Source organism: Pseudomonas sp. ABa2 (assembly GCF_056676075.1).
In genome coordinates this window covers 2,942,687-2,969,223 of the sequence record NZ_CM155239.1, presented here as the reverse complement: position 1 = coordinate 2,969,223, position 26,537 = coordinate 2,942,687, and the positions used below count along the sequence as shown (strand labels likewise).

Annotated in this window: 21 protein-coding genes and 7 tRNA genes; 22 read left to right on the top strand and 6 right to left on the bottom strand. The window is 61.6% G+C overall.

Features of this window, described 5'->3' with window-relative positions:
- Positions 1-9: 9 nt before the first annotated feature.
- The 11 genes from wecB (AC1G9C_RS14365) (at position 10) to AC1G9C_RS14315 (ending at position 11,674) form a co-directional block, all read left to right on the top strand.
- On the top strand, positions 10-1,083 hold the full coding sequence (wecB, locus tag AC1G9C_RS14365) for a non-hydrolyzing UDP-N-acetylglucosamine 2-epimerase (RefSeq protein WP_480407929.1): 1,074 nt from the start codon (positions 10-12) through the stop codon (positions 1,081-1,083).
- Positions 1,084-1,113: 30 nt separating this feature from the next.
- A complete protein-coding gene (locus AC1G9C_RS14360) occupies positions 1,114-2,406 on the top strand; it encodes a glycosyltransferase family protein (RefSeq protein ID WP_480407928.1) in 1,293 nt (430 codons plus the stop codon).
- Between the two features lie 10 nt (positions 2,407-2,416).
- Positions 2,417-3,649: a glycosyltransferase family 4 protein gene (locus AC1G9C_RS14355; RefSeq protein ID WP_480407927.1), complete on the top strand. Its 1,233-nt coding sequence runs from the start codon at positions 2,417-2,419 to the stop codon at positions 3,647-3,649.
- Positions 3,649-4,506 (top strand): dTDP-4-dehydrorhamnose reductase family protein, encoded by an 858-nt coding sequence (locus AC1G9C_RS14350; RefSeq protein WP_480407926.1) that lies wholly within the window; start codon positions 3,649-3,651, stop codon positions 4,504-4,506. The genes AC1G9C_RS14355 and AC1G9C_RS14350 overlap by 1 nt, the downstream gene beginning before the upstream one ends.
- Before the next feature lie 31 nt (positions 4,507-4,537).
- Complete coding sequence (locus AC1G9C_RS14345) at positions 4,538-5,548, top strand: polysaccharide biosynthesis protein (RefSeq protein ID WP_480407925.1); 1,011 nt, start codon at positions 4,538-4,540, stop codon at positions 5,546-5,548.
- A complete protein-coding gene (gene wecB, locus AC1G9C_RS14340) occupies positions 5,541-6,668 on the top strand; it encodes a non-hydrolyzing UDP-N-acetylglucosamine 2-epimerase (protein WP_480407924.1) in 1,128 nt (375 codons plus the stop codon). Before AC1G9C_RS14345 ends, wecB (AC1G9C_RS14340) begins: the two co-directional genes overlap by 8 nt.
- A gap of 19 nt (positions 6,669-6,687) precedes the next feature.
- Positions 6,688-7,644, top strand: coding sequence for a UDP-glucose 4-epimerase family protein (locus tag AC1G9C_RS14335; RefSeq protein ID WP_480407923.1), 957 nt, complete (start codon positions 6,688-6,690; stop codon positions 7,642-7,644).
- Entirely contained in the window at positions 7,645-8,661 is a 1,017-nt protein-coding gene (locus AC1G9C_RS14330) for an MraY family glycosyltransferase (RefSeq protein WP_480407922.1), read from the top strand.
- A complete protein-coding gene (locus tag AC1G9C_RS14325; RefSeq protein ID WP_480407921.1) occupies positions 8,658-9,245 on the top strand; it encodes an acetyltransferase in 588 nt (195 codons plus the stop codon). The genes AC1G9C_RS14330 and AC1G9C_RS14325 overlap by 4 nt, the downstream gene beginning before the upstream one ends.
- A 9-nt stretch (positions 9,246-9,254) precedes the next feature.
- The gene (locus tag AC1G9C_RS14320; RefSeq protein ID WP_480407920.1) at positions 9,255-11,258 is read left to right on the top strand and encodes a polysaccharide biosynthesis protein; all 2,004 of its coding nucleotides are present in this window, start codon (positions 9,255-9,257) and stop codon (positions 11,256-11,258) included.
- A 92-nt stretch (positions 11,259-11,350) separates the two neighbouring features.
- Positions 11,351-11,674, top strand: a complete 324-nt coding sequence (locus tag AC1G9C_RS14315; RefSeq protein ID WP_021445111.1) for a ComEA family DNA-binding protein — start codon at positions 11,351-11,353, stop codon at positions 11,672-11,674.
- 471 nt (positions 11,675-12,145) lie between these two features.
- Here the strand turns inward: AC1G9C_RS14315 and AC1G9C_RS14310 are convergent.
- Positions 12,146-12,221, bottom strand: a tRNA-Asn gene (locus AC1G9C_RS14310).
- 259 nt (positions 12,222-12,480) lie between these two features.
- Complete coding sequence (locus tag AC1G9C_RS14305) at positions 12,481-13,677, bottom strand: amino acid aminotransferase (RefSeq protein ID WP_480407919.1); 1,197 nt, start codon at positions 13,675-13,677, stop codon at positions 12,481-12,483.
- Between the two features lie 236 nt (positions 13,678-13,913).
- Between AC1G9C_RS14305 and uvrB the strand changes: the two genes are divergently transcribed.
- Entirely contained in the window at positions 13,914-15,929 is a 2,016-nt protein-coding gene (gene uvrB / locus AC1G9C_RS14300; protein WP_122108489.1) for an excinuclease ABC subunit UvrB, read from the top strand.
- A gap of 70 nt (positions 15,930-15,999) precedes the next feature.
- Here uvrB and AC1G9C_RS14295 read toward each other — a convergent pair whose 3' ends face one another.
- From AC1G9C_RS14295 to AC1G9C_RS14285, 3 genes are read right to left on the bottom strand one after another with little or no spacing between them, the layout of a single operon-like run.
- Positions 16,000-16,890, bottom strand: coding sequence for an EamA family transporter (locus tag AC1G9C_RS14295; RefSeq protein WP_397496840.1), 891 nt, complete (start codon positions 16,888-16,890; stop codon positions 16,000-16,002).
- Between the two features lie 43 nt (positions 16,891-16,933).
- On the bottom strand, positions 16,934-18,484 hold the full coding sequence (locus AC1G9C_RS14290) for an MDR family MFS transporter (RefSeq protein ID WP_480407918.1): 1,551 nt from the start codon (positions 18,482-18,484) through the stop codon (positions 16,934-16,936).
- Positions 18,474-19,523, bottom strand: coding sequence for an HlyD family secretion protein (locus tag AC1G9C_RS14285; RefSeq protein WP_480407917.1), 1,050 nt, complete (start codon positions 19,521-19,523; stop codon positions 18,474-18,476). Before AC1G9C_RS14285 ends, AC1G9C_RS14290 begins: the two co-directional genes overlap by 11 nt.
- A gap of 104 nt (positions 19,524-19,627) precedes the next feature.
- Between AC1G9C_RS14285 and AC1G9C_RS14280 the strand changes: the two genes are divergently transcribed.
- The 10 genes from AC1G9C_RS14280 to AC1G9C_RS14235 all read left to right on the top strand — a co-directional run bounded on the left by AC1G9C_RS14280 (position 19,628) and on the right by AC1G9C_RS14235 (position 24,599).
- Positions 19,628-20,548 (top strand): LysR family transcriptional regulator, encoded by a 921-nt coding sequence (locus tag AC1G9C_RS14280; protein WP_480407916.1) that lies wholly within the window; start codon positions 19,628-19,630, stop codon positions 20,546-20,548.
- A 33-nt stretch (positions 20,549-20,581) separates the two neighbouring features.
- On the top strand, positions 20,582-22,063 hold the full coding sequence (gene gltX / locus AC1G9C_RS14275) for a glutamate--tRNA ligase (protein ID WP_480407915.1): 1,482 nt from the start codon (positions 20,582-20,584) through the stop codon (positions 22,061-22,063).
- A 177-nt stretch (positions 22,064-22,240) separates the two neighbouring features.
- Positions 22,241-22,316: transfer RNA gene (locus AC1G9C_RS14270), tRNA-Ala, on the top strand.
- 60 nt (positions 22,317-22,376) lie between these two features.
- Positions 22,377-22,452 (top strand) — tRNA-Glu (locus AC1G9C_RS14265).
- 49 nt (positions 22,453-22,501) lie between these two features.
- Positions 22,502-22,577: transfer RNA gene (locus AC1G9C_RS14260), tRNA-Ala, on the top strand.
- 47 nt (positions 22,578-22,624) lie between these two features.
- Positions 22,625-22,700 (top strand) — tRNA-Glu (locus tag AC1G9C_RS14255).
- Positions 22,701-22,747: 47 nt separating this feature from the next.
- Positions 22,748-22,823: transfer RNA gene (locus tag AC1G9C_RS14250), tRNA-Ala, on the top strand.
- A gap of 48 nt (positions 22,824-22,871) precedes the next feature.
- Positions 22,872-22,947: transfer RNA gene (locus AC1G9C_RS14245), tRNA-Glu, on the top strand.
- Positions 22,948-23,208: 261 nt separating this feature from the next.
- Positions 23,209-23,748 carry a TetR/AcrR family transcriptional regulator gene (locus tag AC1G9C_RS14240; protein WP_397488467.1) on the top strand — a complete coding sequence of 180 codons (540 nt, stop codon included), beginning with the start codon at positions 23,209-23,211 and terminating at the stop codon, positions 23,746-23,748.
- Between the two features lie 11 nt (positions 23,749-23,759).
- Positions 23,760-24,599 (top strand): alpha/beta hydrolase family protein, encoded by an 840-nt coding sequence (locus tag AC1G9C_RS14235; RefSeq protein ID WP_021445406.1) that lies wholly within the window; start codon positions 23,760-23,762, stop codon positions 24,597-24,599.
- Here AC1G9C_RS14235 and AC1G9C_RS14230 read toward each other — a convergent pair.
- Positions 24,569-26,485: a sensor domain-containing diguanylate cyclase gene (locus AC1G9C_RS14230; protein ID WP_480407914.1), complete on the bottom strand. Its 1,917-nt coding sequence runs from the start codon at positions 26,483-26,485 to the stop codon at positions 24,569-24,571. The two genes, AC1G9C_RS14235 and AC1G9C_RS14230, sit on opposite strands and share 31 nt — an antisense overlap.
- Positions 26,486-26,537: the final 52 nt, after the last annotated feature.

The following is a 26,537-nucleotide window of genomic DNA, read 5'->3' as shown; positions in this document are numbered from 1 at the left end:
GAGGTGATCATGAAGATTTTGACTGTAGTCGGTGCTCGTCCGCAATTTATTAAGGCGGCCACGGTCAGTCGTATTATTGGAAGTACGACCTGTTGCTCAGAGGTCATGGTGCATACCGGGCAGCACTTTGATGCGAATATGTCGGATGTCTTTTTTCAAGAGTTAGATATCCCGAAGCCTCATTACAATCTCGGAATAGGTGGAGGAACGCACGGTCAGAATACAGGGCGGATGCTTGAATCCATTGAGGCGGTAATGCTCAAGGAGAAGCCGAATGCTGTTCTGGTCTATGGCGATACCGACTCGACCCTAGCGGGCGCCTTAGCGGCAGCCAAGATCCATATTCCGATAGTTCATGTGGAGGCAGGGCTACGATCACATAACAGGCGCATGCCGGAAGAAGTCAATCGACAGTTGACTGATCACGTCAGCACTTTGCTCCTGACGCCTAATCAAGGCGCTGTCGAAAATCTGGCTGCGGAGGGAATTCGCGGCCCGCAAGTAAGGAATGTTGGAGACGTTATGTTCGATGCAGCGCTATTTTTTGGCGACAAGGCAGAGCGCACCAGCATAATCCTTGATCGTCTGAAACTGACCTCGAAAAGCTACATCTTGGCAACGGTGCACCGGCAGGAAAATACGGATGATGTGGTGCGTCTTGGCCGTATACTTGCAGGTTTTGCCAGAATGGATAAGCCTGTGGTACTGCCTTTGCACCCTCGCACTCGCATGCGTCTTGAAGGTTTTGCTTTGCAAGTTCCAGACAACGTTTTGGTCGTGGAGCCGCTGGGTTACATCGATATGGTTATGTTGGAAAAGCACGCATGCGTAATTGTGACCGACTCCGGCGGCGTGCAGAAAGAGGCTTTTTTTCATGCAGTGCCGTGTCTGACTCTGCGTGATGAAACAGAGTGGGTCGAACTAGTTGAAATGGGTTGGAACTCCCTAGCTTCACCCGGAGATAAGGACTTTTTGGATAAGATCAATCGTCTTCCAGTTGCGGGGAAAGGCGGCTTATTTCCTTACGGGAGCGGAAATGCGGCAAGTCTGGTAGTTGAGGCAATTATTCAGGCCTCTTATTGATTGTGCTATTTGCTTGGGAAAGTAGGCTTCATGAATATTCTTGTGATTTCCAGCTACTTTGGTCCGGAAACGTCTGTTGGCGTTCTAAGGATTAATGCCTTCGTTAAATACTGGACTGAGCTGGGCCATAAAATTTATGTCGTTACAATGCCCTATTCGGGAGAGTTGCCGGATGGTATCAAGGGGAACCCTGATGTCGAAATTTTCCAGGTGCCTCCTTTCTTTATCGGTGGCCGGCAGTCCGGAGGAGTACAGGGTTACTCGAAAGGTGCTAAGGGCTTTTTAAAGAAGTTGTTAAGCTTTCAGTACTGGTTGAAAAGAGAGTTTCTTTCGAATTACCTGGATCCCAGAGTTTTGTGGTGGCCGCGGGCATCATTCTTTATTTGCAAAAAATTGGTTGGTCGTGTGGGGTTTGATTTCATGTTTTCCACTGTGCCTTCCTACACTGCGCACTCTGCAGCTGCCGCAGTCAAGTACTTCAATAAGGATTTGTTATGGGTAGCGGATTACAGGGATCTCTGGTTTGGTAATCCAATATTTCCAGGGTGTGCACTGGTTCGGTTTCTAGAAAAGCGCCATGAAAGAGCTGTTTTGAGGGGGGCAGACATGATAGTTTCGATTAATGACCCCTTGGTTTCAGAACTTAAAACTATACATGGTGAGAGAAAGTATCTGGTTATTCCGAATGGATTTGATGATCGTGAGGTCGATGTTTTTAACGGGATAGAGGTTTCAGAAAAGGCTGCGGGTATTAATATTGTTTATGCTGGTAGTATTCTGCCGGGGCTTCAAGATCCTACTCCATTGTTTCAAGCGTTGAAGGAGTTAGTGATGGAGAGGAAAATCAAGGAAGGAGATGTTTCGATTAGTTTTTATGGTGATTATTCTGCGCTCGATAGTTTTCCGCTTTGCAGTGATGAGGTTTTAGTAGGGTTTATAAAATTATGCGGAAAGGTAGCTCGTCAAGAAGTATTAAGCATTCAGAAGGGAGCTGACTTTTTACTTTTTCTAGGCTCCAAACCTGTTGCCAGTGGTGTTGGTTCCACTGCCGGTGTAGTTAGTGGGAAGATATTTGAGTATTTGATTTCTGGTTCAGAGGTTATGGCTGTCGGGGTCACGGAAGATATGTTGGTCGCAGAAATGCTGAATAAGTCTGCTGCTGGAGATTATTACGGAGTTGATGTTGAAAAATTGAAGAAAAGATTACTTGATGCGCTTGTTTCTGGAGTAAAAAAAGTTGAGCCGAATATGCATTATCTTAATCAGTTCAGGCGAAGCGTCCAGTCTAACAGACTGATCACTGAAATCCAGAGAATCATATAGTTGGGCTGTTGTGAAATTATTGCTCGTCTCCCAATATTTTTGGCCTGAAAGCTTCATCATTAACGATGTAGCACGCACACTCGCTGCGCAGGGACATGAAGTAGTCGTCGCCACCGGCAAGCCCAACTACCCGGACGGGGAGGTTTTCCCCGGTTACCGGGCGGGCGGGATTCAGCGTGACCTTTTTGCGGAAATGGTGGAGGTGGTCCGAGTTCCGCTATGGCCGCGAGGTAAGGGCGGTGCTGGCAATTTGATCCTGAATTACCTCTCGTTTGTTCTCTGCGGCCTAGTCTTTTTCCCCTGGTTGCTGAGGAAGCGCGAGTTCGATGCCATACTGGTTTTCGCGCCGTCGCCGATTACCCAGGTTATTCCGGCCATTCTTCTCAAGTGGTTGAAGAAAGCTCATTTGGCTGTATGGGTTCAGGATCTGTGGCCGGAAAGCCTGGCGGCCACGGGGTTCGTAAGAAACCGACATCTTCTCAAGGGGGTTGGTTATCTCGTTAAGGGAATTTATGCGGGATGCGATCGCCTGCTAGTTCAGTCGCGGGCATTCGTCGAGCCCGTCGCGCGCTATGCGCGGCGGGAAAAAATTATCTATTACCCCAACTCAATGGATATTCAGGCACCAGGCAAAGCCGTGGAGAGCATTTCTCCCGAATTGACCGGGGAGCTTGAGCAGCATTTCAGTGTTGTTTTCGCAGGCAACCTGGGGACGGCCCAAGCTGTCGAGACTCTACTCAAAGCCGCTCTCGAACTGAGAGACGATCCGGAAATCCGCTTGGTACTGGTTGGCAGTGGCAGCCGGCTTGCTTGGTTACAGGCGCAGAAGCAGGCGTACCAGTTGGATAACTTGCTTTTGCCTGGGCGTTTTCCAATGGAGGCGATGCCGCAGATTTTCGAGCGCGCAGCTGCCTTGCTGGTATCGCTCAAGGATGAGGAAATCTTCGCCCAGACGATACCGAGCAAGATCCAGGCTTATCTTGCGGCTGGGCGACCGGTTATCGCTTCCTTGCGTGGCGAGGGAGCACGGGTCGTGGCCGAGGCGGGAGCGGGGGAGGCTTGTCAACCGGATGATCCTACCGCGTTGGCGGCATTGATCCGCTCCATGAAAAGTCGACCTGCTGCCGAGCTGCATGCCATGGGGCTGGCGGGCAAGGCATATTTCAATGAACACTTCGAGATGAGTAGCCAGGTGAGGCGCTTGGTGGAGATTCTTGAGGCTCAGGGCAAGGGGCGATATTGATGCGCATATTGGTGTTGGGCATAACCGGCATGCTGGGTAGTGCCGTATATAGAACGTTTCGCCACGATCCGGCGTATGAAGTCTGGGGCACAATGCGCAGTGCCGGGGCGTTGCGGCATTTCTCCGAGCAGGGTAACGAACGCCTGCTGACTGGGGTCGATGTACTCGATCAGGATGCGCTGGTCAGTGTGCTGGAGCGTGTCCGACCCGATGTCGTCATCAACTGTGTCGGTTTGATCAAGCAGCTGGCTGATGCCAACGATCCACTTTCGGCCTTGCCAATTAACGCGATGCTGCCGCATCGGTTAGCGAAGCTCTGTGGCTTGGCGGGCGCTCGGCTGATCCATGTGAGCACGGATTGTGTGTTCTCTGGCCGTAAGGGGATGTATACCGAGGCTGACCTGTCGGATGCGGAAGATCTCTATGGCAAGTCGAAGTTCATTGGCGAGCTGCATGAGGTGCCGCACGCGATTACGCTGCGTACGTCCATTATCGGCCATGAGCTGGGTACTAACTTTTCGTTGATTGACTGGTTTCTTTCACAAAGTGGTCCGGTTAAGGGCTATGCAAAAGCCATATTCTCGGGCCTGCCCACTGTCGAACTGGCTCGGGTGATGAAAGATTATGTGATCCCGAATCCCGGGCTGCACGGTCTTTATCATGTGTCGGTCGAGCCGATCGACAAGTTGTCGCTGCTCAGACTGGTGGCCGAGGTTTACGGACACAAGATTCAGATCATTCCAGACGAGCAGGTCTGTATCGACCGCTCGTTGGATTCTTCCCGCTTCTGTCAGGCTGCGGGTTACCTACCCCCTGCCTGGCCCGAGTTGGTCAAGATGATGCGCGACCAGCGTTAACTTTTTATATTTCCGAGTGTGGTGACTGTTTATGTTCGATGACAAAGTCTTGATGATTACCGGCGGTACCGGCTCCTTCGGTAATACCGTGTTGAAACGCTTCCTCGATACCAATGTCAAGGAAATTCGGGTGTTCAGCCGGGACGAGAAGAAGCAAGAGGATATGCGCATTGCTCTGGCCAATGACAAGGTCAAGTTCTATATCGGTGATGTGCGCGATTACGACAGCATTTCGCAAGCCATGGTTGGTGTTGACTATATTTTTCATGCTGCTGCGTTGAAGCAGGTGCCATCCTGCGAGTTCTACCCGATGGAAGCGGTACGTACCAATGTCATTGGCACGGAGAATGTGCTGAACGCGGCGATTGCCACTGGCGTCAAGCGTGTGGTGGTACTGAGTACGGACAAGGCGGTGTACCCGATCAATGCTATGGGCATCTCCAAGGCCATGGCGGAGAAACTCATGGTCGCCAAGTCGCGGATGATTCCAGAGTCCGGTCCGGTTATTTGTGCGACTCGCTACGGTAATGTGATGGCTTCGCGTGGCTCGGTGATCCCGCTGTTCATCAGCCAGCTCAAGAGTGGCGAGCCGCTGACCGTCACCGATCCGAACATGACCCGTTTCTTGATGTCGCTGGAAGACTCCGTGGATCTGGTCCTGCATGCCTTCGAGCATGCCGAACAGGGCGACATCTTTGTGCAGAAGGCCCCAGCCTCGACGGTTGCGGACCTTGCGCAGGCGCTCAAAGAGCTGTTTTCCCGCGACAACCCGGTAAAGGTGATCGGCACTCGGCATGGCGAGAAGCTGTATGAATCGCTGATTTCCCGCGAGGAAATGGCCAAGGCTGAAGACATGGACCGTTATTACCGAATTCCTGCGGATAACCGCGACCTCAACTACAAGAAGTTTTTCGTCGAGGGCGAGCAACATATTTCCGAACTGGACGACTACACCTCGCACAATACCGAGCGTCTGAGCATTCAAGGCATTAAGGATGTACTGCTCAAGCTGGACTACATTCAGGAGCAGCTCGATGCTTAAGGTGATGACGCTGGTCGGCACCCGTCCGGAGCTGATCAAGATGAGCCGCGTGATCGCGGAGTTGGATAAGCAGGTTCAGCATGTGCTGGTGCATTCGGGGCAGAACTACGACTTCGAACTTAACCAGGTTTTTTTCGATGATCTGGAGATTCGCAAGCCGGATCATTTCCTCGGGGCTGCCGGCGATACGGCGGCGAAGACCATCGCCGAAGTGATCGCCAAGGCCGATGAGGTGTTCGAGCTGGAACAACCCGATGCGCTCTTGCTGTATGGCGACACCAACACCTGCCTGGCGGTGATAGCGGCCAAGCGCCGGAAAATCCCGGTCTTCCATATGGAGGCGGGTAATCGTTGTTTCGATCAGCGTGTGCCGGAGGAGTTGAACCGCAAGGTTCTCGACCATCTGAGCGATATCAATATGGTGCTGACCGAACATGCGCGCCGTTACCTGATCGCCGAGGGCATTCGCCCGGAAACCATCATCAAGACCGGTTCGCACATGGAGGAAGTGCTGGATTACTACATGCCGCGTATCCAGGCTTCGGATGTACTGCAGCGCGAAGGGCTGGAGGAGGGCAAATTCTTCATCGTCAGTACCCATCGGGAAGAGAACGTCGATACGCCCGAGAATCTTCGCGACCTGTTGGAAACCCTGCGGGCGCTAGCTGAAACCTACCAGTACCCGATCATCGTCTCCACGCATCCCCGTACCCGTAAGCGTTTGGAGGCATTGGGCGAGTCGCTGGATCATCCGCTGATTCGCTTCGTCAAACCCTTTGGTCTGCTGGATTACATCAAGCTGCAGATGGCGGCCTTCTGTGTGCTTTCTGATAGCGGCACTATTACGGAAGAGGCTTCGTTGCTCAATTTGCCAGCCATTACCATTCGCAATGCCCACGAACGGCCTGAGGGTATGGACGAAGGTACGTTGATCATGAGTGGCTTGAGATCGGAACGTGTACTGGATGCAGTACGTGTAGTGACCAGTCAGCATGACCGGGCTCGTCGAGTGATGCCTGTGGTGAAGGATTATCAGGCTGGTCCTGTATCGAAACAGGTGGTCAGGGTGGTGCTTAGCTATACCGACTATATCAATCGTACGGTCTGGTCGAAGGTCTGAGCGCTAAAGAGGTAGATGCATGCGAGTTTTATTGACCGGCGCCACCGGCTTTGTCGGAAGAGGGCTGTTGGAAAGGCTGTCAACTCAGGGTGGTTTGCAACTTCGTGCCGCGGTACGGCGGCAGGAGTCAGCGTTTCCTGAGTCGGTCACGGTCGTGCAGGTTGCGGATCTGAGGGGGGATACGGATTGGCGCCAGGCCTTGGAGGGTGTCGAGGCCGTTATTCATAGTGCCGCTCGTGTTCATGTCATGGACGATCAGGCCGAAGATCCTCTAGCCGAGTTTCGTGCGGTCAATGTTGCTGGCACTTTGAATCTGGCTCGTCAGGCGGTTAGTGCTGGAGTAAAGCGCTTCGTTTTTATCAGCTCGATCAAGGTCAATGGTGAGGGAACCGCACTTGGTAAGCCCTACACAGCGGACGATACGCCGATGCCCGTCGACCCTTACGGCATTTCCAAGTTGGAGGCCGAGCAGGGCTTGCAGGCACTCTCGCAAGAAACCGGGATGGAGGTGGTGATTGTTCGGCCGGTCCTGGTCTACGGGCCAGGCGTCAAAGCCAACTTTCGCAGCATGATGAACTGGTTGAAGAAAGGCGTCCCGTTGCCATTAGGTGCCATTCACAACAAGCGCAGTATGGTCGCGCTGGACAATCTGGTTGATCTGATCGTGACCTGTATCGACCACCCGAAGGCGGCCAATCAGGTGTTCTTGGTCAGCGATGGGGAGGATCTGTCCACGACCGAGCTGCTGATACGTACCGGGCAGTCTCTGGCTAGGCCGGCCAGGCTCCTGCCCATACCGACCTTCATGTTGGCGATAGCCGCTCGATTACTGGGTAAGCCCGGTATTGCCCAGCGTCTGTGTGGTTCGCTGCAGGTCGACATCGGCAAAACCCGTGCGTTGTTAGGCTGGCAGCCGCCTGTGACGGTCGATGAAGCGTTGGCCAAAACTGCTCGCCATTTCCTGGATCAGTACTAAATGTCTCTCTGGTTATTTTTGCCGGTTGTGGCCGGCCTGGCTTTGGCTTTGACCGGTGTTTTGCGTCGGTATGCCTTGGCTCGCAGCATCATCGATATCCCCAATGCACGTAGCTCGCATACGGTGCCTACGCCGCGCGGTGGGGGAGTGGCCATCGTGGCAAGTTTTCTTCTGGCTCTGCCTTTGGCCGCTGTATCTGGTTTGGCAAGTTGGTCGGTCGTCGTGGCGCTGTTGGGGGCAGGAGCAGGGATTGCTCTGCTGGGTTTTCTCGATGACCACGGTCATATCGCTGCGCGTTGGCGGTTGTTGGGGCATTTCGTCGGGGCCATTTGGGCCTTGTTCTGGCTGGGCGGGCTGCCGCCGCTGAGCCTGTTCGGCATGAGCTTTGACCTGGGCTGGCTGGGGCATGCGTTGGCCGCGCTCTACCTGGTTTGGTTGCTCAATCTCTACAACTTTATGGACGGTATCGACGGTATCGCCAGTTTAGAGGCCATCTGCGTATGTATCGGCGGCGCTTTGCTCTTCGTCTTATCCGGGCATGCGGACGAAGCGGCCTTGCCGTTGCTGATGGCGGCGGCTGTCGCCGGCTTTCTGTTCTGGAATTTTCCACCCGCTCGCATTTTCATGGGGGATGCCGGTAGTGGCTTTCTGGGCGTCTCCCTGGGCATTTTGTCGCTTCAAGCGGCTTGGGTGGCGCCGCAGTTGTTGTGGAGTTGGCTGATTTTGCTCGGCGTGTTTGTGGTGGATGCGACCTTCACCCTGTTGCGGCGTTTATTGCGCGGCGACAAGGTTTATGAGGCGCATCGCAGCCATGCTTATCAATATGCCTCACGCCGGTTTGGTCGACATTTGCCCGTAACCCTGGCGGTCGGTGCGATCAATCTGCTGTGGTTGCTACCCATTGCCCTGTGGGTTGGCGCGGGGGGGCTTGATGGGGGGCTGGGCGTAGTACTGGCCTATACACCCCTATTGGCCTTGGCCGTCAGGTTTCGGGCTGGCGAACTGGAGCGTAAATGAAGTCGGAGCGTACTTTACTGGTGCTGGGGGCTGGCGGTCATGGTCAGGCGGTTGCCGAGGCGGCATTGCTATCCGGTGATTGGCAGCGTGTGTTGTTCGTGGATGATCGCTGGCCGCAACTGACGGAGTCGTCTGGCATTGCGGTAGTCGGCAATCTGCAGTCTGTGGCCGCCTTGTCATGCGAGGTCGATGCCGGGATCGCGGCCGTGGGCAACAATGCGCTGCGTCAGCGCTGGCAGGAGGCGCTCACTGCTGCACAGATCCCGCTGGGGCGTGTGGTGCACCCGCGAGCTTGGATTAGCCCTAGGGCTGAAGTTGGGGGTGGTTGTGCCGTTATGGCCATGGCTGTGGTAGGCACCAATGCGCGCCTCGGAGACGGTGTTATTGTGAATGCCGGTGCGATTGTCGATCACGATGCGGTGGTGGCGGATTTCGCGCATCTGGGCGTCGGCGTCAGTTTGGCTGGCGGAGTTCGGGTAGGGGCTGCGGCTTGGTTACAGGCCGGCTGCAATGCAGGTTACGGGGTTGTGGTTGAGCGTGGTGTCGTTGTTCTTTCCGGCACTGCCCTGACTTCCATGGAGTAAGGATCGGATATGGTTTGGCATCGGGTTGATCAGTTTCGTCAGCAGCTGTTGCGCTTGCCCCGGCGGAAAAAGCGCGTGCTGCAGGTGGTTGTCGATGTAGTTTTGGTCTGGATCGCCCTGTGGTTGGCCTTTGTTGTGCGCTTGGGCGACTTCGGTGCCGTGCATCCCTTTGCCGGGCATGGCTGGTTGTTCATCAGTGCACCGCTGATTGCACTGCCTTTGTTCATTCGCTTTGGCATGTACCGGGCTGTAATGCGCTATCTGGGTAACGATGCGCTGGTTGCTATTGCCAAGGCTGTTTCGCTTTCGGCCCTTATATTGGCCTTGGTGGTGTACTGGTACCGGGAAAGCCCTATAGCGATACCGCGCTCGATGGTCTTCAACTACTGGTGGCTGAGCCTCGTCCTGCTGGGTGGCCTGCGTCTGATGATGCGGCAGTTCTTTATGGGCGACTGGTTCGATCCCAATGTGAGAACGAATGTTGCTCGCGGTGATGGTCGTGTGCGCGTGGCTATCTATGGCGCTGGCGCGGCAGGCAATCAGTTGGTCGCCGCTTTGCGGATGGGGCGCTCCATGTTGCCGGTAGCTTTTATCGACGATGATTCTTCGATTGCCGGCCGGATAATCGCCGGTCTGCGAGTGTACAAGCCCAAGCATATCCAGCAGATGATCGACGAAACCGGGGCCGAAGAGGTGTTGCTGGCTATCCCTTCGACCTCGCGTGGTCGCCGCCGGGAGATGTTGGGCATGCTGGAAGCTTACCCGTTGCACGTCCGTTCGGTGCCGGGATTCATGGATTTGGCCAGTGGCAAGGTCAAGGTCGATGATCTGCAAGAGGTGGATATCGCCGACTTGCTCGGCCGTGATGCGGTACCGCCACAGCGGGAGTTGTTCGAGCGCTGCATCAAGGGGCAATCGGTATTGGTGACTGGTGCGGGCGGCTCGATCGGTTCGGAACTGTGCCGGCAGATTCTGTCCTCTGGCGCCCGGGTTCTGATCCTATTCGAGCACTCCGAGTTCAACCTCTACAACATTCATCGCGAGTTGGAGCGGCGCATCGTGCGTGAGTCGCTGAGCATTCAGCTGGTACCAATACTTGGCTCGATTCGTAATCCGGTGCGGCTGCAGGATGTATTGCGTACTTGGCAGGTCAATACCGTTTATCACGCCGCAGCCTATAAGCATGTGCCGATGGTCGAGCACAATATCGCTGAAGGGGTGCTGAACAACTTGTTGGGGACGTTGTATACCGCGCAGGCGGCGATCAAGGCTGGTGTGGCGAATTTTGTCTTGATCTCAACGGACAAGGCGGTGCGTCCGACCAATGTGATGGGGAGCACCAAGCGGCTGGCTGAGATGGTCTTGCAAGCCTTGAGTCGTGAGGCCGCGCCCGCGCTGTTCGGCGACGTAGGTGTGCATCAGGTCAACAAGACTCGTTTCACCATGGTGCGCTTTGGTAATGTCCTGGGGTCATCGGGCTCTGTGATCCCCTTGTTTCGTGAGCAGATCAAGCGCGGCGGCCCGGTCACGGTGACCCATCCGAACATCACCCGCTACTTCATGACTATCCCGGAGGCTGCGCAGTTGGTGATTCAGGCGGGCTCGATGGGGAAGGGCGGCGATGTATTTGTGCTCGACATGGGGTCGCCGGTCAAGATCGTCGATCTGGCGGAGAAGATGATCAGGCTGTCCGGTCTCAGCGTGCGCTCTGAGTCCAATCCGCATGGAGATATCGCCATCGAGTTTTCCGGTTTGCGTCCAGGTGAAAAGCTCTACGAGGAATTGCTGATCGGCGATAACGTGCAACCGACCGAGCATCCCATGATTATGCGGGCCAATGAGGAGTATCTTGCTTGGGACGTGTTCAAGGAGCGCCTAGCCTCCTTGCTTACTGCGGTTGAAGCAGATGACTTTGTGCGAGTTCGGCAGTTGCTGCGCGAAACTGTGAGCGGTTATGTGCCGGACGGTGAAATTGTCGATCACATTTATATCCAGCGTCGAACCGATGCATGAGAGGTAGTTTGACAATCGGAGAGTAGCGTCTAGTTTTTCCTTCGTGGAGCTTGGAAGTCCCACATGGATCAACTCACGAAAGGATGCACATCATGCTGAAAGCCCGTCTTTCTTCCCTGCTGTTCGCTGTTCTCGCTTCTCTCTCCCTGGCTGCCGTGGCCGCCGAAACGCCGAAATCCGAAAGCGCCAAGCCGGCTGCCGTGCAGGTGGCGCAGGTGGCCGTGGTCAACCTGAACACCGCCGATGCGGATACCCTGCAGCGCGAGCTGGCGGGTATCGGCGAGACCAAGGCCAAGGCGATCGTGGCGTACCGTGAGGAACACGGTAACTTCGCGTCGGTCGACGAGTTGCTGGAGGTCAAGGGGATTGGCCAGGCGACGCTGGAGAAGAATCGCGACAAGTTGAGTGTGAACTGACGCCTGGCGGCGTTGCCATTTGGGCCGGTCCTTGACCGGCCTTTTTGCATTTAGGCGGCGTATTTTGTCGGCGCCAGGCCTTGGCTCTCGAGTGCTGCCAGTTCGCACGGCGCACCCTAGGTTGGGTGTCCACAGGCAATAAAAAACCAGCGGTTAGGCTGGGTTTTCGAATATGGCTCCGCGACCTGGACTCGACGGCGTCAGCCGAACGCGCTTTAGCACGGCCCCGAAGGGGTGAGCGCAGCGAATAACCTGGGACAGGGTCCCTGGCGAGAGTCCACAGGCAATAAAAAACCCAGCGGTTAGGCTGGGTTCTCAAATTTGGCTCCGCGACCTGGACTCGACGGCGTCAGCCGAACGCGCTTTAGCGCGGCCCCGAAGGGGTGAGCGAAGCGAATAACATGGGACAGGGTCCCTGGTGAGAGTCCACAGGCAATAAAAAACCCAGCGGTTAGGCTGGGTTCTCGAATTTGGCTCCGCGACCTGGACTCGAACCAGGGACCCAATGATTAACAGTCATTTGCTCTACCGACTGAGCTATCGCGGAACAACGGCGCGTATGTTACTGATTAAAAAAGAGAAGTCAACACTTTGCAGTGACTTCTAGGTGGCCAGGATTCGGGGCGTTCAGCGTTGGTGTCGTGGGAAGGGGCTTTAGTCGCGACAGATCGCGGCTACGACTGCATGGAGGCAGGAGGTAGAGTGACGCAGGACGCCAAAGCCGAAAGCCGCTCCTACGTTGCGTTGTTGTGCGGCGCATAAAAAAACGCCGGCTTCGAGCCGGCGTTTTTGTTTATCGCAGAGGCTTATAGCACGGCATGAATCGCGCGGGTGACGCTGTCCAGGTTGCCTTTGTTCAGCGCGGCGACGCAGATGCGACCGGTGCCGACGGCATAGATACCGAACTCGTTCTTCAGCCGCTCGACCTGCTCCACGGTGAGGCCGGAGTAGGAGAACATGCCGCGTTGCTCGGCGACGAAGCCGAAGTCGCGCTTGGCGCCCAGGGCGGCCAGTTGCTCGACCATGGCCAGGCGCATGCCGCGGATGCGCTCGCGCATTTCGCCCAGCTCGGCTTCCCACATGGCGCGCAGCTCGGGGCTGTTGAGCACGCTGGCGACCACGGTGGCGCCGTGGGTCGGCGGGTTGGAGTAGTTGGTGCGGATCACGCGCTTGAGCTGCGACAGCACGCGCCCGGCTTCTTCCTGGCTGCTGGTGACGATGGACAGCGCGCCGACGCGCTCGCCGTACAGCGAGAAGGACTTGGAGAAGGAGCTGGAAACGAAGAACTCCAGGCCGGATTCGGCGAACAGGCGCACCGCTTCGGCGTCCTGTTCGATGCCGTCGCCGAAGCCCTGGTAGGCGATGTCGAGGAAGGGCACATGCTCGCGCTCGCGCAGCACTTCCAGCACGGCCTTCCAGTCGTCCAGCTGCAGGTCGACGCCGGTCGGGTTGTGGCAGCAGGCGTGCAGCACGACGATGGAGCGCGCCGGCAGGTTGCGCAGGTCTTCGAGCAGGCCGCCGCGGTTGACGCCGTTGCTGAAGGCGTCGTAGTAGCGGTAGTTCTGCACCGGGAAACCGGCGGATTCGAACAGCGCGCGGTGGTTTTCCCAGCTCGGGTCGCTGATGGCCACGACCGAGTCGGGCAGCAGGCGCTTGAGGAAGTCGGCGCCGATCTTCAGCGCGCCGGTGCCGCCGAGGGCCTGGGTGGTGATCACGCGGCCGCCTTCGAGCAGGGCGGAATTGGCGCCGAACAGCAGTTTCTGCACCGCCTGGTCGTAGGCGGCGATGCCTTCGATCGGCAGGTAGCCGCGCGGTGCGTGGGCCTCGATGCGCGCCTTCTCGGCCTCGGCTACGGCGCGAAGCAGCGGAATTCGCCCCTCCTCGTTGTAGTAGACGCCCACGCCGAGGTTGACCTTGGTGGTGCGGGTGTCAGCGTTGAACGCTTCGTTGAGGCCCAGGATGGGATCGCGCGGAGCCATTTCGACGGCGGAGAAGAGACTCATGATGGATGCGGCAGCTCGAAGGTGAGGGTGGGAGGCCAGGCGACCCCGAAAACTCGCGCTAGGGGGTCGCGTAAACGGGGCGCTAGTATAGCGACCCTGAGTCTAGGGGGCGACAGCGCAAACGCCTGAATTAAGGGCTTTCGCCAGGTAATTCGAGCGGGTTTGTCCATCGCCCGCAGTTAGCAGCTTTGACGTAGTCTGTCAGGGCGCGTCACAGCCGTTTGTCGAGGTCAGTCATGACGGAATTTCAACTGGTAACCCGCTTCAAGCCGGCCGGCGATCAGCCGGAGGCGATCCGGCAGATGGTCGAAGGCCTGGAGGCGGGCCTGTCGCACCAGACCCTGCTCGGTGTGACCGGTTCGGGCAAGACCTTTTCCATCGCCAACGTGATCGCTCAGGTGCAGCGCCCGACCCTGGTGCTGGCGCCGAACAAGACCCTGGCCGCGCAGCTGTACGGCGAGTTCAAGGCGTTCTTCCCGCACAACGCGGTGGAGTATTTCGTCTCCTACTACGACTACTACCAGCCGGAAGCCTATGTGCCGTCGTCCGACACCTTCATCGAGAAGGATGCCTCGATCAACGACCATATCGAGCAGATGCGCCTGTCGGCGACCAAGGCGCTGATCGAGCGGCCGGACGTGATAGTGGTCTGCACCGTCTCCTCGATCTACGGCCTGGGCAGCCCCGAGGAGTACCTGAAGATGGTGCTGCACCTCGACCGCGGCGACAAAATGGATCAGCGCGACCTGCTGCGCCGCCTGGCTGAGCTGCAGTACACGCGCAACGACCTGGATTTCGCCCGTGCCAGTTTCCGCGTGCGTGGCGACGTGATCGATGTGTTCCCCGCCGAATCCGAGCTGGAGGCGATCCGCGTCGAGCTGTTCGACGACGAAGTCGAGAGCATCAGCGCCTTCGACCCGCTGACCGGCGAGGTGATCAAGAAGCTGCCGCGCTTCACCTTCTACCCCAAGAGCCACTACGTCACCCCGCGCGAGACGCTGCTCGGCGCGGTGGAGAATATCAAGGTCGAGCTCAAGCAGCGTCTGGACTACCTGCGCGGTGCGGGCAAGCTGGTGGAGGCGCAGCGCCTGGAGCAGCGCACCCGCTTCGACCTGGAGATGATCCTCGAGCTGGGCTACTGCAACGGCATCGAGAACTACTCGCGCTACCTCTCCGGGCGCGGTCCCGGCGAACCGCCGCCGACCCTGTACGACTACCTGCCGGACGAGGCGCTGCTGGTGATCGACGAGTCTCATGTCTCGGTGCCGCAAGTCGGCGCCATGTACAAGGGCGACCGTTCGCGCAAGGAAACCCTGGTGGAGTACGGCTTCCGCCTGCCGTCGGCGCTGGACAACCGGCCGATGCGCTTCGAGGAGTGGGAGGCCGCCAGCCCGCAGACCATCTTCGTCTCGGCCACGCCAGGGCCCTACGAGGCCGAGCATGCTGGGCGCGTGGTCGAGCAGGTGGTGCGCCCCACCGGTCTGGTCGACCCCGAGGTGGAGGTGCGCCCGGCGCGCACCCAGGTCGACGACCTGCTGTCGGAGATCCGCCTGCGCGTGGCGGTCGAGGAGCGGGTGCTGGTCACCACCCTGACCAAGCGCATGGCCGAGGACCTCACTGACTACCTGGGCGATCACGACGTCAAGGTGCGCTACCTGCACTCGGACATCGATACCGTGGAGCGGGTGGAGATCATCCGCGACCTGCGTCTCGGCGCCTTCGACGTGCTGGTCGGCATCAACCTGCTGCGCGAGGGCCTGGACATGCCCGAGGTGGCGCTGGTGGCGATTCTCGATGCGGACAAGGAGGGCTTCCTGCGCAGCGAGCGCTCGCTGATCCAGACCATCGGCCGCGCCGCGCGCAACCTCAACGGCAAGGCGATCCTCTATGCCGATCGCATCACCGGCTCGATGGAGCGTGCCATCGGTGAGACCGAGCGGCGCCGCGACAAGCAGATCGCCTTCAACGCCGCCCATGGCATCGTGCCCAAGGGGGTGAAGAAGGACGTCCAGGACATTCTCGAAGGCGCCACCGTGCCCGGCGCGCGCAGCAACAAGCGCAAAGGCATGGCCAAGGCGGCGGAGGAGAGCGCCCGTTACGAGAGCGAACTGCGTTCGCCGAGCGAGATCGCCAAGCGCATCCGCCAGCTGGAAGAGAAGATGTACCAGCTGGCCCGCGACCTGGAGTTCGAGGCCGCGGCGCAGCTGCGCGACGAGATCCACAAGCTGCGCGAGCGCCTGTTGCAGGTGTAGCCCGGATGCAATCCGGGGCGGATGTTAAGGCGGGAGATTTCCCCGGATTGCATCCGGGCTACGTGAGCCGTTAGCGCCGGCCAAAGATGATCAGCATCACCCCGCCCAGGGTGATCGCGCAGGCCAGCAGCGCCAGCAGGCTCAACTGTTCGCCCAGCAACAGGTAACCCAGCAGCAGCGCCACCACCGGGTTGACGAAGGCGAAGGTGGCCACCAGGCTCGGGCGCACCTCGCGCAGCAGCCAGAAGTAGGCCGGGTACACGCCCAGGCTCACCGGCAGCACCAGGTAGGCCAGCCACAGCCAGGCCTGGCTAGAGGTGGCGGCCAGCTGCAGGCCTCGCCAGTCGCCGTGCCAGAGGCCGAACAGGCCGAGCAGCAGGGCGCCGATCAGCATCTGCAGGCTCAGCCCCAGCCAGCTGGAGCGAAACGCCGGGCGGCCGCGCAGCAGCCACACGCCGCAGGCCCAGATCAGCGTCGCCGCCACCACCAGGGCGCCGGCCAGCCATTGTTCGGCGCTGGCCGCGCTGCCCAGGGCGTTGTTCATCAGCAGCACGATGCCGCCGCAGGCCAGCGCCAGGCCGGCCAGCACCCAGAGCGGCGGGCGTTCGCCGAGCAGCCATTCCAGCGCCACGCTCCACAGCGGCAGGGTGGTGTAGAGCATCGCCAGCATGCCGGTGGGCAGGTACTGGTTGGCGTAGATCAGCGCGCCCTGGCCGACCGCGATCAGCGACAGGCCGCCGATCAGCACGCCGCCCCAGTCGCTGCGCTGCAGGCGCAGTTGCCCGCTCAGCGCCACCCACAGCAGCGCCAGGCCGCCGGCCAGGGCGAAGCGCAGGCAGCCGATGACGAAGGGCGGCAGCTCGCGCAGGAGGAAATGGTTGGCCAGGTAGGTGGTGCCCCAGCCGATGTAGATGGTGGCGAAGGCACCGATCAGCAGCAGGGCGCGGGAGGTTCTGAGCATGCAATACCGCAACGAAAAAACGCGCCGCAGTGGGCGCGTATGGTCAGTGGGCGGCGCCACCTGTGGCGCCGGCCGGCAGGCGGCGGGTCAGCAGCATGGCGAGCATGCTCAGGCCCAGGGCGATGCCGATGAAATGAAAGGCGTCATTGTAGGCCATGATCGCCGCCTGCTGGTGGGCGATTTCGCTGAGCTTGGCCAGCGCCGCCTGCTCGCTGCCGAGCGTCTGGGTCAGCAGTTGCAGGCGTTCGTCCAGCTGCGTATTGGTCGGCACCAGGGCTTCGCGCAGGTAGTCGAAATAGACCTTGGCGCGGGCATCCAGCAGGGTCGCGAGCAGGGCGATGCCGATGGCGCCGCCGAGGTTGCGCAGGATGTTGAACAGGCTCGAGGCCGAGCCGGCGTCCTGTGGCAGCACGTAGGCGGTGGCGATCAGCGACAGGGTCACCATCACCAGCGGCTGGCCGAGCGCGCGGATGAGCTGGATGTGCTGGAACTGTTCGCCGGCGAAGTTCGGCTCGAGCACGCCCGAGGCGAAACTGGCCGCACCGAACAGGGCGAAGCCCAGGGCGCACAGCCATTTCGGCGAGATGAATGTCATCAGCTTGGGCACCAGCGGAATCAGCAGCAGCTGCGGCAGGCCCATCCACATGATCACCTCGCCGATCTGCAGCGCGTTGTAGCCCTGGATCTGCGCCAGGTACAGCGGCAGCACGTAGATCGAACCGTACAGGCCCGCGCCCAGGCCGAGACTGGCGATGCTGGCCAGGGCGAAGTTGCGCTCGCGCAGCACGCCGAGGTTGATCAGCGGGTTGGGTTTCGACAACTGCAGGATGACGAACAGCGCCAGGCTGATCAGGGCGATGCTGCCCAGGCCCTGGATCAGGCTCGACTCCAGCCAGTCCTTGCGGTGGCCTTCCTCGAGAAACACCTGCAGGCAGCCCAGGCCCAGGCCGAGGGTGAGGATCCCGGCGTAGTCGGTGGTGCGCAGCAGCGGCCAGTGCGGCGCCTTCTTCTCCAGGCCGTAGAGCAGCCCGGCGATCATCAGCAGGCCCGGCGGCACGTTGATGTAGAAGATGTACTGCCAGCCCCAGTTCTCGGTCAGCCAGCCGCCCAGTGTGGGGCCGATGGACGGGGCGAAGGTGGCGGTGATGGCGAACAGCGCCATGCCCTTGGCGCGGTGGTGCTCCGGCAGCTTGATCAGGGTCAGGGTGAAGGCCAGCGGGATCAGTGCGCCGCCGGTGAAGCCCTGCAGGGCGCGGAAGACGATCATGCTCTCCAGGTTCCAGGCCATCGAGCACAGCAGCGAGGAGGCGAGAAAGCCGAGCGACACCCACAGCGCCAGGCGCCGCGCCGAGAGCAGCTGCACCAGCCAGGCGGTCAGCGGAATCATGATGATCTCGGCGACCAGGTAGGAGGTGGAGATCCACGAGCCTTCCTCGAGGGTGGCAGCCAGCGCGCCCTGGATGTCCTTGAGCGAGGCGTTGGTGATCTGGATATCCAGCACCGCCATGAAGGCGCCGAGCATGGCGCTCATCACCGCGATCCAGTCGCGCCGGCTGGGCTCCGCCGTCGGGCGCAGCAGGGCATCAGCCGCCATGCTGGGCGTCGTCGCGGATGTCGACATGCACCTCGACCGACATGCCGGGGCGGATCAGCCCCTGCAGCGGGTGGTCGGCGGCGAAGGTCAGCTTGACCGGGATGCGCTGCACCACCTTGGTGAAGTTGCCGGTGGCGTTGTCCGGCGGCAGCAGGCTGAACTGCGCGCCGGAGGCGGCGAACAGGCTGTCGATGCGGCCCTCGATGGGGGTGTCGGGGTAGCTGTCGAACACCAGCTCGGCGCGCTGGCCGGGGCGCATGCGGCCGATCTGGGTTTCCTTGAAGTTGGCCTGCACCCAGATGTCGCGATCCGGCACCAGCGACAGCAGGTAGCTGCCGCTCTGCACCACCTGGCCTTCGCGCGCCGCACGCTGGCCGACGAAGCCGCCGATGGGCGCGTGGATCCGGGTGCGGGCGAGATCCAGCTCGGCCTGCTCCAGGTCGACGCCGGCGGCGAGGATCAGCGCGTCGAGGCGTTTCACCTCGGCCTCCAGCGCCGCGGTCTGCTGGCGCTGCGCCTGCAGGTCGGCGGCGGCCTTGGCCCGCTGCGAGCGTGCCACGCGCTGGTCGGCGGCCAGGGTGGTGACCCGCTCCTCGGAGACGTAGCCGGGCTTGCGCAGGGCCTGGGCACGGCCGAGATCGAGCTGGGCGCGTTCCAGGGTGGCCTGGCTGGCGGCCACTTCAGCCTGGCTGGCGGCGATCAGGCTGCTCTGCTGCGCCAGCTTGCTGCGTGCCTGGTCGAGTTGCGCCTGGTAGTTGGCCAGGGCGGCGCGGGCGCGCTGGCGGGCCAGGCGGAAATCGCTGTCCTCCAGCACCGCCAGCAGCGCGCCGGCCTCGACGTGCTGGTTGTCGCGCACCAGCACCCGCTCGATGCGCGCGTTCAGCTGGCTCGATACCCGGGTGATCTCGCCCTGCACGTAGGCGTTGTCGGTGCTCTGCAGGTGACGGCCGAGCAGCAGCCAGTGGCCGAACAGGGCGGCGGCCAGCAGGCCGAGCAGGGTGGTGAAGAGCAGGAGGCGGCGTTGCAGGGGGGCGGGCATGCGAGGGCTCGGCTTGGGTGAAAAGTGTAAGCAAATTTAACGATGTTCCCTTTTCGCTAGTAGCCGGTAGACTTGGCAAACTTTGTTGCTTGTGGGGAACAATCATGGGGCTGGACGACGCGCTGATCTTCACCCGCGTGGTGGAGTGCTACAGCTTCACCCAGGCGGCCAGCAGCCTGGGCATGCAGAAATCCACGGTGAGTCGGCGCATCGCCTTGCTCGAGGAGCGCCTCGGCGTGCGCCTGCTCAACCGCACCACGCGCAAGCTGCGCCTGACCGAGGTGGGCCAGGCCTACTACGAGCGTTGCCGGCAGATCATGCTCGACTTCGCCGAGGCCGAGCAGGCGGTGATGCAGCTGCAGCGCGAGCCCTCGGGGCTGCTGCGGATCAGCGCGCCGATCGAGTTCGGCCAACTGTTTCTCGGCCGCGTGCTCGGCGAGTTCATGCGCCAGTACCCGCAGATCAGCGCCGAGGTGGAACTCAGCTCGCGCCTGGTCGATCCGCTGGAGGAGGGCGTGGACATCGCCATCCAGGTCGGCCAGCCGCAGGACTCCACGCTGATCGCGCGCAAGCTGTTCGAGAGCGGCCGGCGCCTGTGCGCCAGCCCGGCCTACCTGGCGGCGCACGGCACACCGCGCAGCGTCGCCGAGCTGGAGGGGCATCGCGCCATCCTCCTGCAGCACGACGCGCCGCGTTACTGGCCGCTGCTCGGCGAGAGCGTGCCCTGCCAGCGGGTGCTGACCTGCAACAACATCACCTTCGCCCGCGAGGCGGCGCTGGCCGGCGCCGGCATCGCCGGCCTGCCGCTGATGATCAGCGACGAGGCGGTGCGCGCCGGTCGTCTGGTCGAGCTGCTGAGCCAGGCGCGCCTGCCGCTGGGCGAGGTCTATGCGGTCTATCCTTCGCGGCGGTTCCAGGCGATGAAGGTCAAGGCCTTCCTCGATTTCCTCATGGCCAGCCTGCCGCTCAGCGGCGGTGGCCTGCTGGAGCCCGGCGCCCCCGGCCTGTTAACATCGCCGGCTTGATTGAACCCACGCTTCGACTGTCCGAGAGCCTTCATGACCACCGTTCGTACCCGTATCGCGCCATCGCCGACCGGCGATCCCCACGTCGGCACCGCCTATATCGCGCTGTTCAACCTGTGCTTCGCCCGTCAGCACGGCGGTCAGTTCATCCTGCGCATCGAGGACACCGACCAACTGCGTTCGACCCGTGAGTCCGAGCAGCAGATCTTCGACGCCCTGCGCTGGCTGGGTATCGAGTGGGACGAGGGTCCGGACGTCGGCGGCCCGCACGGCCCGTACCGGCAGAGCGAGCGCGGCGCGATCTACAAGCAGTACTCGGACGAGCTGGTCGGCAAAGGCCATGCCTTCCCCTGCTTCTGCAGCGCCGAGCGCCTCGACGAGGTACGCGCGCAGCAGATGGCCAACAAGGAAACCCCGCGCTACGACGGTCACTGCATGCACCTCGATCCGGCCGAGGCGCAGCGCCGCATCGCCGCCGGCGAGTCGCACGTGGTGCGCATGAAGGTGCCGAGCGAGGGCGTCTGCGTGGTGCCGGACATGCTGCGTGGCGACGTCGAGATTCCCTGGGATCGCATGGACATGCAGGTGCTGATGAAGGCCGACGGCCTGCCCACCTACTTCCTGGCCAACGTGGTCGACGACCACCTGATGGGCATCACCCACGTGCTGCGCGGCGAGGAATGGCTGCCGTCGGCGCCCAAGCTGATCAAGCTCTACGAATACTTCGGCTGGGAGCAACCGGCGCTGTGCTATATGCCGCTGCTCAGAAATCCTGACAAGAGCAAGCTGTCCAAGCGCAAGAACCCCACCAGCATCACCTTCTACGAACGCATGGGCTACCTGCCGCAGGCCATGCTCAACTACCTCGGCCGCATGGGCTGGTCGATGCCGGACGAGCGCGAGAAGTTCTCCCTGGACGAGATGATCGAGCACTTCGACATCAACCGCGTGTCGCTGGGCGGACCGATCTTCGACCTGGAAAAACTCTCCTGGCTCAACGGCCAGTGGCTGCGCGAGCTGCCGGTGGAGACCTTCGCCGCCGAAGTGCAGAAGTGGGCGCTCAATCCCGACTACCTGATGCAGATCGCGCCGCACGTGCAGGGCAGGGTGGAGACCTTCAGCCAGATCGCACCGCTGGCCGGCTTCTTCTTCTCCGGCGGCCTGAACCTGGACGCCAAGCTGTTCGAGCACAAGAAGCTCTCGCCCGACCAGGTGCGCCAGCTGATGCAGCTGATCCTGTGGAAGCTCGAAGCCCTGCGCCAGTGGGAGAAGGAGCGCATCACCGGCTGCATCCAGGCGGTGGTCGAGCACCTGGAGCTGAAGCTGCGCGACGCCATGCCGCTGATGTTCGCCGCCATCACCGGCCAGGCCAGCTCGGTGTCGGTGCTCGATGCCATGGAAATCCTCGGTCCGGACCTGACCCGCTTCCGTCTGCGCCAGGCGCTGGAGCTGCTCGGCGGCACCTCGAAGAAGGAAGCCAAGGAGTGGGAGAAGCTGCTGGCGAGCATCGCCTGAGCTGGGGTGTGCCGCGCGCACCGCGGCACTCTCGGTTGTGGCGGTGCGCACGGCGCACCCTACGGGACGTCGCGCGACCCTAAGTAGTTGTTCTAGTGGCAAAAACTTTTGGCTGGCAGGAAAAATGTTGTTGACAGCCAATCGGGGCGCTCTTAACATGCGCCCCGTCCTCGAGATGGGGCTATAGCTCAGCTGGGAGAGCGCTTGCATGGCATGCAAGAGGTCAACGGTTCGATCCCGTTTAGCTCCACCAATCTCGACTCCTTCGGGAGTGCCAGAATCGGTTTAGACCGATTCACGATCAGGGTCTTGCGTCCCCTTCGTCTAGTGGCCTAGGACACCGCCCTTTCACGGCGGTAACAGGGGTTCGAGTCCCCTAGGGGACGCCACTTATTCCAGCCGCAACGCTCAGGCGTTGCAGCCAGACCGCAAGGTTTCGGGGCTATAGCTCAGCTGGGAGAGCGCTTGCATGGCATGCAAGAGGTCAACGGTTCGATCCCGTTTAGCTCCACCAAACACCGACAAGGCCAGCAGGTGCTGGCCTTGTCGTTCGAAGGTTACGTCCCCTTCGTCTAGTGGCCTAGGACACCGCCCTTTCACGGCGGTAACAGGGGTTCGAGTCCCCTAGGGGACGCCATTTTCCAGTCGCAGCGCGCAAGCGTTGCGAGCCGACCGCAAGGTTTCGGGGCTATAGCTCAGCTGGGAGAGCGCTTGCATGGCATGCAAGAGGTCAACGGTTCGATCCCGTTTAGCTCCACCAATCACACGCAAGGCCAGCCTAGTGCTGGCCTTGTCGTTCGAAGGTTCCGTCCCCTTCGTCTAGTGGCCTAGGACACCGCCCTTTCACGGCGGTAACAGGGGTTCGAGTCCCCTAGGGGACGCCATTTTCCTTTCCGCATTTGCGGGTTTCGAGGGTTGCTTCTCCGGAGGCAGCCCTTTTTTGTGTTCGCCCTCCCTGGCGGCCGCGCTGCGGGCCGCCACTCCTCTGGGCAGCCCTGCGGGCCGTGCTTGCGGTGCTGGAACTCCCAGGCTTTTCCCGCTCCCGACTGTTTTTCGCGCGTTTTTGCCGACCAATGGCATGTCCCCAGGCTTGCGCTTGAATATGATGGTCGTAATATTGTGTCCATCATATCAAGGAGGCTGTCATGAGCGAGCGCAAGAGCAGAACCCGTGAACGCATTCTCGCCGCCGCCGGGCGCGTGCTGGCCGAGCGCGGCCCGGGCGATCCTGCGGTGGCCGAAGTGATGGCCGCGGCGGGGCTGACGGTGGGCGGTTTCTATGCCCATTTCGCCAGCAAGGAGGCGCTGATGCTGGAGGCTTTCCGTCAGTTGCTCGGGCGGCGCCGGGCGCGCCTCGCCGAGATCGACGCCAGCCTCGGCGGGCGCGAGCGGCGCGTGCTGTTAGCGGCCTTCTACTTGTCGCGCAAGCACCGCGATGCGCAGGACGAGCGTTGCCCCTTGCCCAGTTCGCTGGGCGAGATCGAGCGCTTGCCCGAGGGCTTTCGGCAGGCGCTGGCCGAGCATGTCGAGCTGATGACGGCCTTGATGAGCGAGACGCCGGAGGAGGCCGACGCAGCGTTGGCCGATCTGGCGCTGATGGTGGGCGGTCTGGCGGTGGCGCGGGCATTGGGCCCGGGCGAGTTGTCCGACCGGGTGTTGCGGGCCGCCAAGGCGGCGGTGAACTGAGGAGAAGCCAGATGAAACAGATGACCTGGGTACGTGGCGTCAATGCGACGCTGGGATGGGTGGCTCCGCAATTGCTGGCGAGCCGCCTGCGTGAACGTTTCATGACCCCGCGCAACCTGCCGCCGCGCGACTGGGAGTTGCCGCTGCTGGCCAGCGCCGAGCGCATCACCCTGCGTTTCGGCCTGTCGGCGTTACGCTGGGGCAGCGGGCCGGCGGTGCTGCTGATGCACGGCTGGGAAGGGCGGCCGACCCAGTTCGCCGTACTGATCCGCGGTCTGGTCGACGCCGGCTATGCCGTGGTGGCGCTGGATGGCCCGGCCCATGGCCGTTCGCCGGGGCAGGAGGCCAACGTGGTGCTGTTCGCCCGCGCGCTGCTGGAGGCGGCCAGCGAACTGCCGCCGCTGCACGCAGTGATCGGTCATTCCATGGGCGGGGCCAGCGCCCTGCTGGCGACGCAGATGGGCCTGCGCAGCGCGGCGCTGGTCAGCATCGCCGCGCCGAGCCGGATTCTCACCGTGCTGCGCGGTTTTGCCCGGCACATGGGGCTGCCGGCGGTGGCGCGCTCGCGCTTTATCCGTCTGGTGGAAGAGAAGGCCGGCATGCCGGCGGCGCATCTCGATGTGCAGCGCTATCAACTGGAGCTGCCGGGGCTGATCGTGCATGCCGAGGACGATCCGCTGGTGCCGGTGAGCGAGGCCGAGCTGATCCACCGGGCCTGGTTCGACAGTCAGCTATTGCGCCTGCCGGCGGGTGGTCATCAGCGACTGCTTGGCGATCCGCGGCTGCTGCAGGCGGTGCTCGCGCTGCTGAGCGAGGTGCGTCAGGCGCCGTCGAGGGCGCTGGCCTCGTAGCTGACCACGCGGTTGCGCCCGCCGGCCTTGGCCCGGTACAGCGCACGGTCGGCCAGGTCCAGCCAGCGTTCGCCGCAGCCGGCGTCGTCGGGGATGCCGGCGTGCAGGCCGATGCTCAGGCTCAGGGCGATGGACTGGTTCTGGTACGGGCAGGGCTGGCGGGCCAGGTCGTCGCGCAGTTGCTCGGCCAGGTCGAGGGCGCCGGCCAGGTCGGTGTTGTCGAGCAGGGCGACGAACTCTTCGCCGCCGAAGCGCGCCAGCAGGTCGCTGCTGCGCAGGCGCTGCTGGATGCGCTGGGCGGCATGGCGCAGGCAGGCGTCGCCGGCGAGGTGGCCATGGCGGTCGTTGACCTGCTTGAAGTGATCCAGGTCGAGCATGAGGATGGCCAGCGGTTGCCGGCTGCGTTCGGCGCGGGCGCAGGCGCGCTCCAGTTCCTCGCTCAGGGTCTGGCGGTTGAACAGCCCGGTCAGGCCGTCGCGGCGATTCAGCTCGGCCAGGCGCAGGTTGGCGTTGGACAGCTGTTGCAGGGTTTCCTGCAGCGCCGCGGTGCGCTCCTGCACGCGCTGCTCCAGGCCGTCGCTGATCTGCGTCTGCAGCTGCAGGCGAGTGGCCTGTTCGTGGCGCAGCTGGCGCTCTTGGGCGATCAGCCGGGCCTGGGCCTGGCGTTCGGCGTTCTGCGCCTGGCGGATGCGCGCGGCCAGAGCCACGGAGAACACCGTCATCTCGATCAGACCGCCGATCTGCTGGGCGTGCAGGGTCAGCAGCGAGTAGGGCAACAGGCCGGTGCCGGCGAGGATGCTGGCCAGGCTGGCGGCGATCAGCACGCACCAGCCCAGGGCGAACAGACGGGCGGCGGCGTAGCCGGCGCGCCAGCGCAGCAGGGTGATGACGAAGGCGATCGGGGCGCAGGCCGCCACCAGGGCGAAGCTGCCGATCAGCGCGACCTGGTAGGGGCCGACCAGAGCCAGGCCGATCACCGCCAGGCAGCAGGCCAGCAGCGCGGCGACCACCCAGCGGTACAGCGGCGAGCCGTTGTTCAGCTCGAGCACGCTGTAGGTGAAGAAGATGCCGAACAGGGTGGCCAGCGCCGAGCTGAGCGGGAAGCTCAGCTGGTGCCAGGCCAGGGCCTCGGGCCACAGCCACTGCAGGGCGAAGCCGAGCTGGATGAACTGGTAGAGGCTGAAGCTGGCGACGAACAGGCTGTACCAGAGGTAGCTGCGGTCGCGGGTGATGCAGAAGATCGACAGGTTGTAGATCAGCATCGCCGCCAGGGCGCCGAAGAACAGTCCCTGCAGCAGCAGGCTGCGTTGCTCCAGGTGGTCGAAGGCTTCGCGGGTCATCAGGCTGGCGCTGAGGTTGGCCGAGCCGTCGGTCTGCATGCGCAGCCACAGCCGGCGCGTTTCGCCGGGCGCCAGGTCCAGCGGCAGGGCCAGCTGGCGGTGTTCGATCCAGCGCCAGGCGAAGGGGCGCTGGTCGCCGGCGCGGTACACCCGGTCTTCATCCAGGCCGTAGGCGTCCAGTTGGTCCAGCAGCGGGTTGCCCACCAGCAGTATCCAGCCGAGCGAGCGCGCATGCGGGTTGTGCAGATCCAGGCGCAGCCAGTAGGCGCTGCCGCCGTAGCCGAAGCTGGCGTCGCGGCGGCCGACCGCCTGCCACGCCGAGTCGGGCAGGGCGCGCACCTGGGTGAAGTCGGCCAGGCCCTGCGGGTCTTGCCAGACCTGCATGTACGGGCCGGGCAGCACGCGGGCCTGGCCGCTCGGCAGCGGCAGGCTGTCCGCCCAGCCCAGGGCGGGTAGCAGGAGCAGCATCAGCAGGCGCAGGACGGCAGTCAATTGCTCGATTCTCGGGCTCGCGGGCGAGGTTGACGCATTATGGCGTGCTGGCATGACGCTATGAAAGCTCGGCGCTGCAGCGAGCGGGTAGGCGGCGTATCATTCG

What these genes read in the sequence shown, in the direction of transcription:
- wecB (WP_480407929.1), top strand. Translation starts at nt 10, where the DNA reads ATGAAGATTTTGACTGTAGTCGGTGCTCGTCCGCAATTTATTAAGGCG.
- AC1G9C_RS14360 (WP_480407928.1), top strand. Translation starts at nt 1,114, where the DNA reads ATGAATATTCTTGTGATTTCCAGCTACTTTGGTCCGGAAACGTCTGTT.
- AC1G9C_RS14350 (WP_480407926.1), top strand. Translation starts at nt 3,649, where the DNA reads ATGCGCATATTGGTGTTGGGCATAACCGGCATGCTGGGTAGTGCCGTA.
- AC1G9C_RS14345 (WP_480407925.1), top strand. Translation starts at nt 4,538, where the DNA reads ATGTTCGATGACAAAGTCTTGATGATTACCGGCGGTACCGGCTCCTTC.
- wecB (WP_480407924.1), top strand. Translation starts at nt 5,541, where the DNA reads ATGCTTAAGGTGATGACGCTGGTCGGCACCCGTCCGGAGCTGATCAAG.
- AC1G9C_RS14335 (WP_480407923.1), top strand. Translation starts at nt 6,688, where the DNA reads ATGCGAGTTTTATTGACCGGCGCCACCGGCTTTGTCGGAAGAGGGCTG.
- AC1G9C_RS14330 (WP_480407922.1), top strand. Translation starts at nt 7,645, where the DNA reads ATGTCTCTCTGGTTATTTTTGCCGGTTGTGGCCGGCCTGGCTTTGGCT.
- AC1G9C_RS14325 (WP_480407921.1), top strand. Translation starts at nt 8,658, where the DNA reads ATGAAGTCGGAGCGTACTTTACTGGTGCTGGGGGCTGGCGGTCATGGT.
- AC1G9C_RS14320 (WP_480407920.1), top strand. Translation starts at nt 9,255, where the DNA reads ATGGTTTGGCATCGGGTTGATCAGTTTCGTCAGCAGCTGTTGCGCTTG.
- AC1G9C_RS14315 (WP_021445111.1), top strand. Translation starts at nt 11,351, where the DNA reads ATGCTGAAAGCCCGTCTTTCTTCCCTGCTGTTCGCTGTTCTCGCTTCT.
- AC1G9C_RS14305 (WP_480407919.1), bottom strand. Translation starts at nt 13,677, where the DNA reads ATGAGTCTCTTCTCCGCCGTCGAAATGGCTCCGCGCGATCCCATCCTG.
- uvrB (WP_122108489.1), top strand. Translation starts at nt 13,914, where the DNA reads ATGACGGAATTTCAACTGGTAACCCGCTTCAAGCCGGCCGGCGATCAG.
- AC1G9C_RS14295 (WP_397496840.1), bottom strand. Translation starts at nt 16,890, where the DNA reads ATGCTCAGAACCTCCCGCGCCCTGCTGCTGATCGGTGCCTTCGCCACC.
- AC1G9C_RS14290 (WP_480407918.1), bottom strand. Translation starts at nt 18,484, where the DNA reads ATGGCGGCTGATGCCCTGCTGCGCCCGACGGCGGAGCCCAGCCGGCGC.
- AC1G9C_RS14285 (WP_480407917.1), bottom strand. Translation starts at nt 19,523, where the DNA reads ATGCCCGCCCCCCTGCAACGCCGCCTCCTGCTCTTCACCACCCTGCTC.
- AC1G9C_RS14280 (WP_480407916.1), top strand. Translation starts at nt 19,628, where the DNA reads ATGGGGCTGGACGACGCGCTGATCTTCACCCGCGTGGTGGAGTGCTAC.
- gltX (WP_480407915.1), top strand. Translation starts at nt 20,582, where the DNA reads ATGACCACCGTTCGTACCCGTATCGCGCCATCGCCGACCGGCGATCCC.
- AC1G9C_RS14240 (WP_397488467.1), top strand. Translation starts at nt 23,209, where the DNA reads ATGAGCGAGCGCAAGAGCAGAACCCGTGAACGCATTCTCGCCGCCGCC.
- AC1G9C_RS14235 (WP_021445406.1), top strand. Translation starts at nt 23,760, where the DNA reads ATGAAACAGATGACCTGGGTACGTGGCGTCAATGCGACGCTGGGATGG.
- AC1G9C_RS14230 (WP_480407914.1), bottom strand. Translation starts at nt 26,485, where the DNA reads ATGCCAGCACGCCATAATGCGTCAACCTCGCCCGCGAGCCCGAGAATC.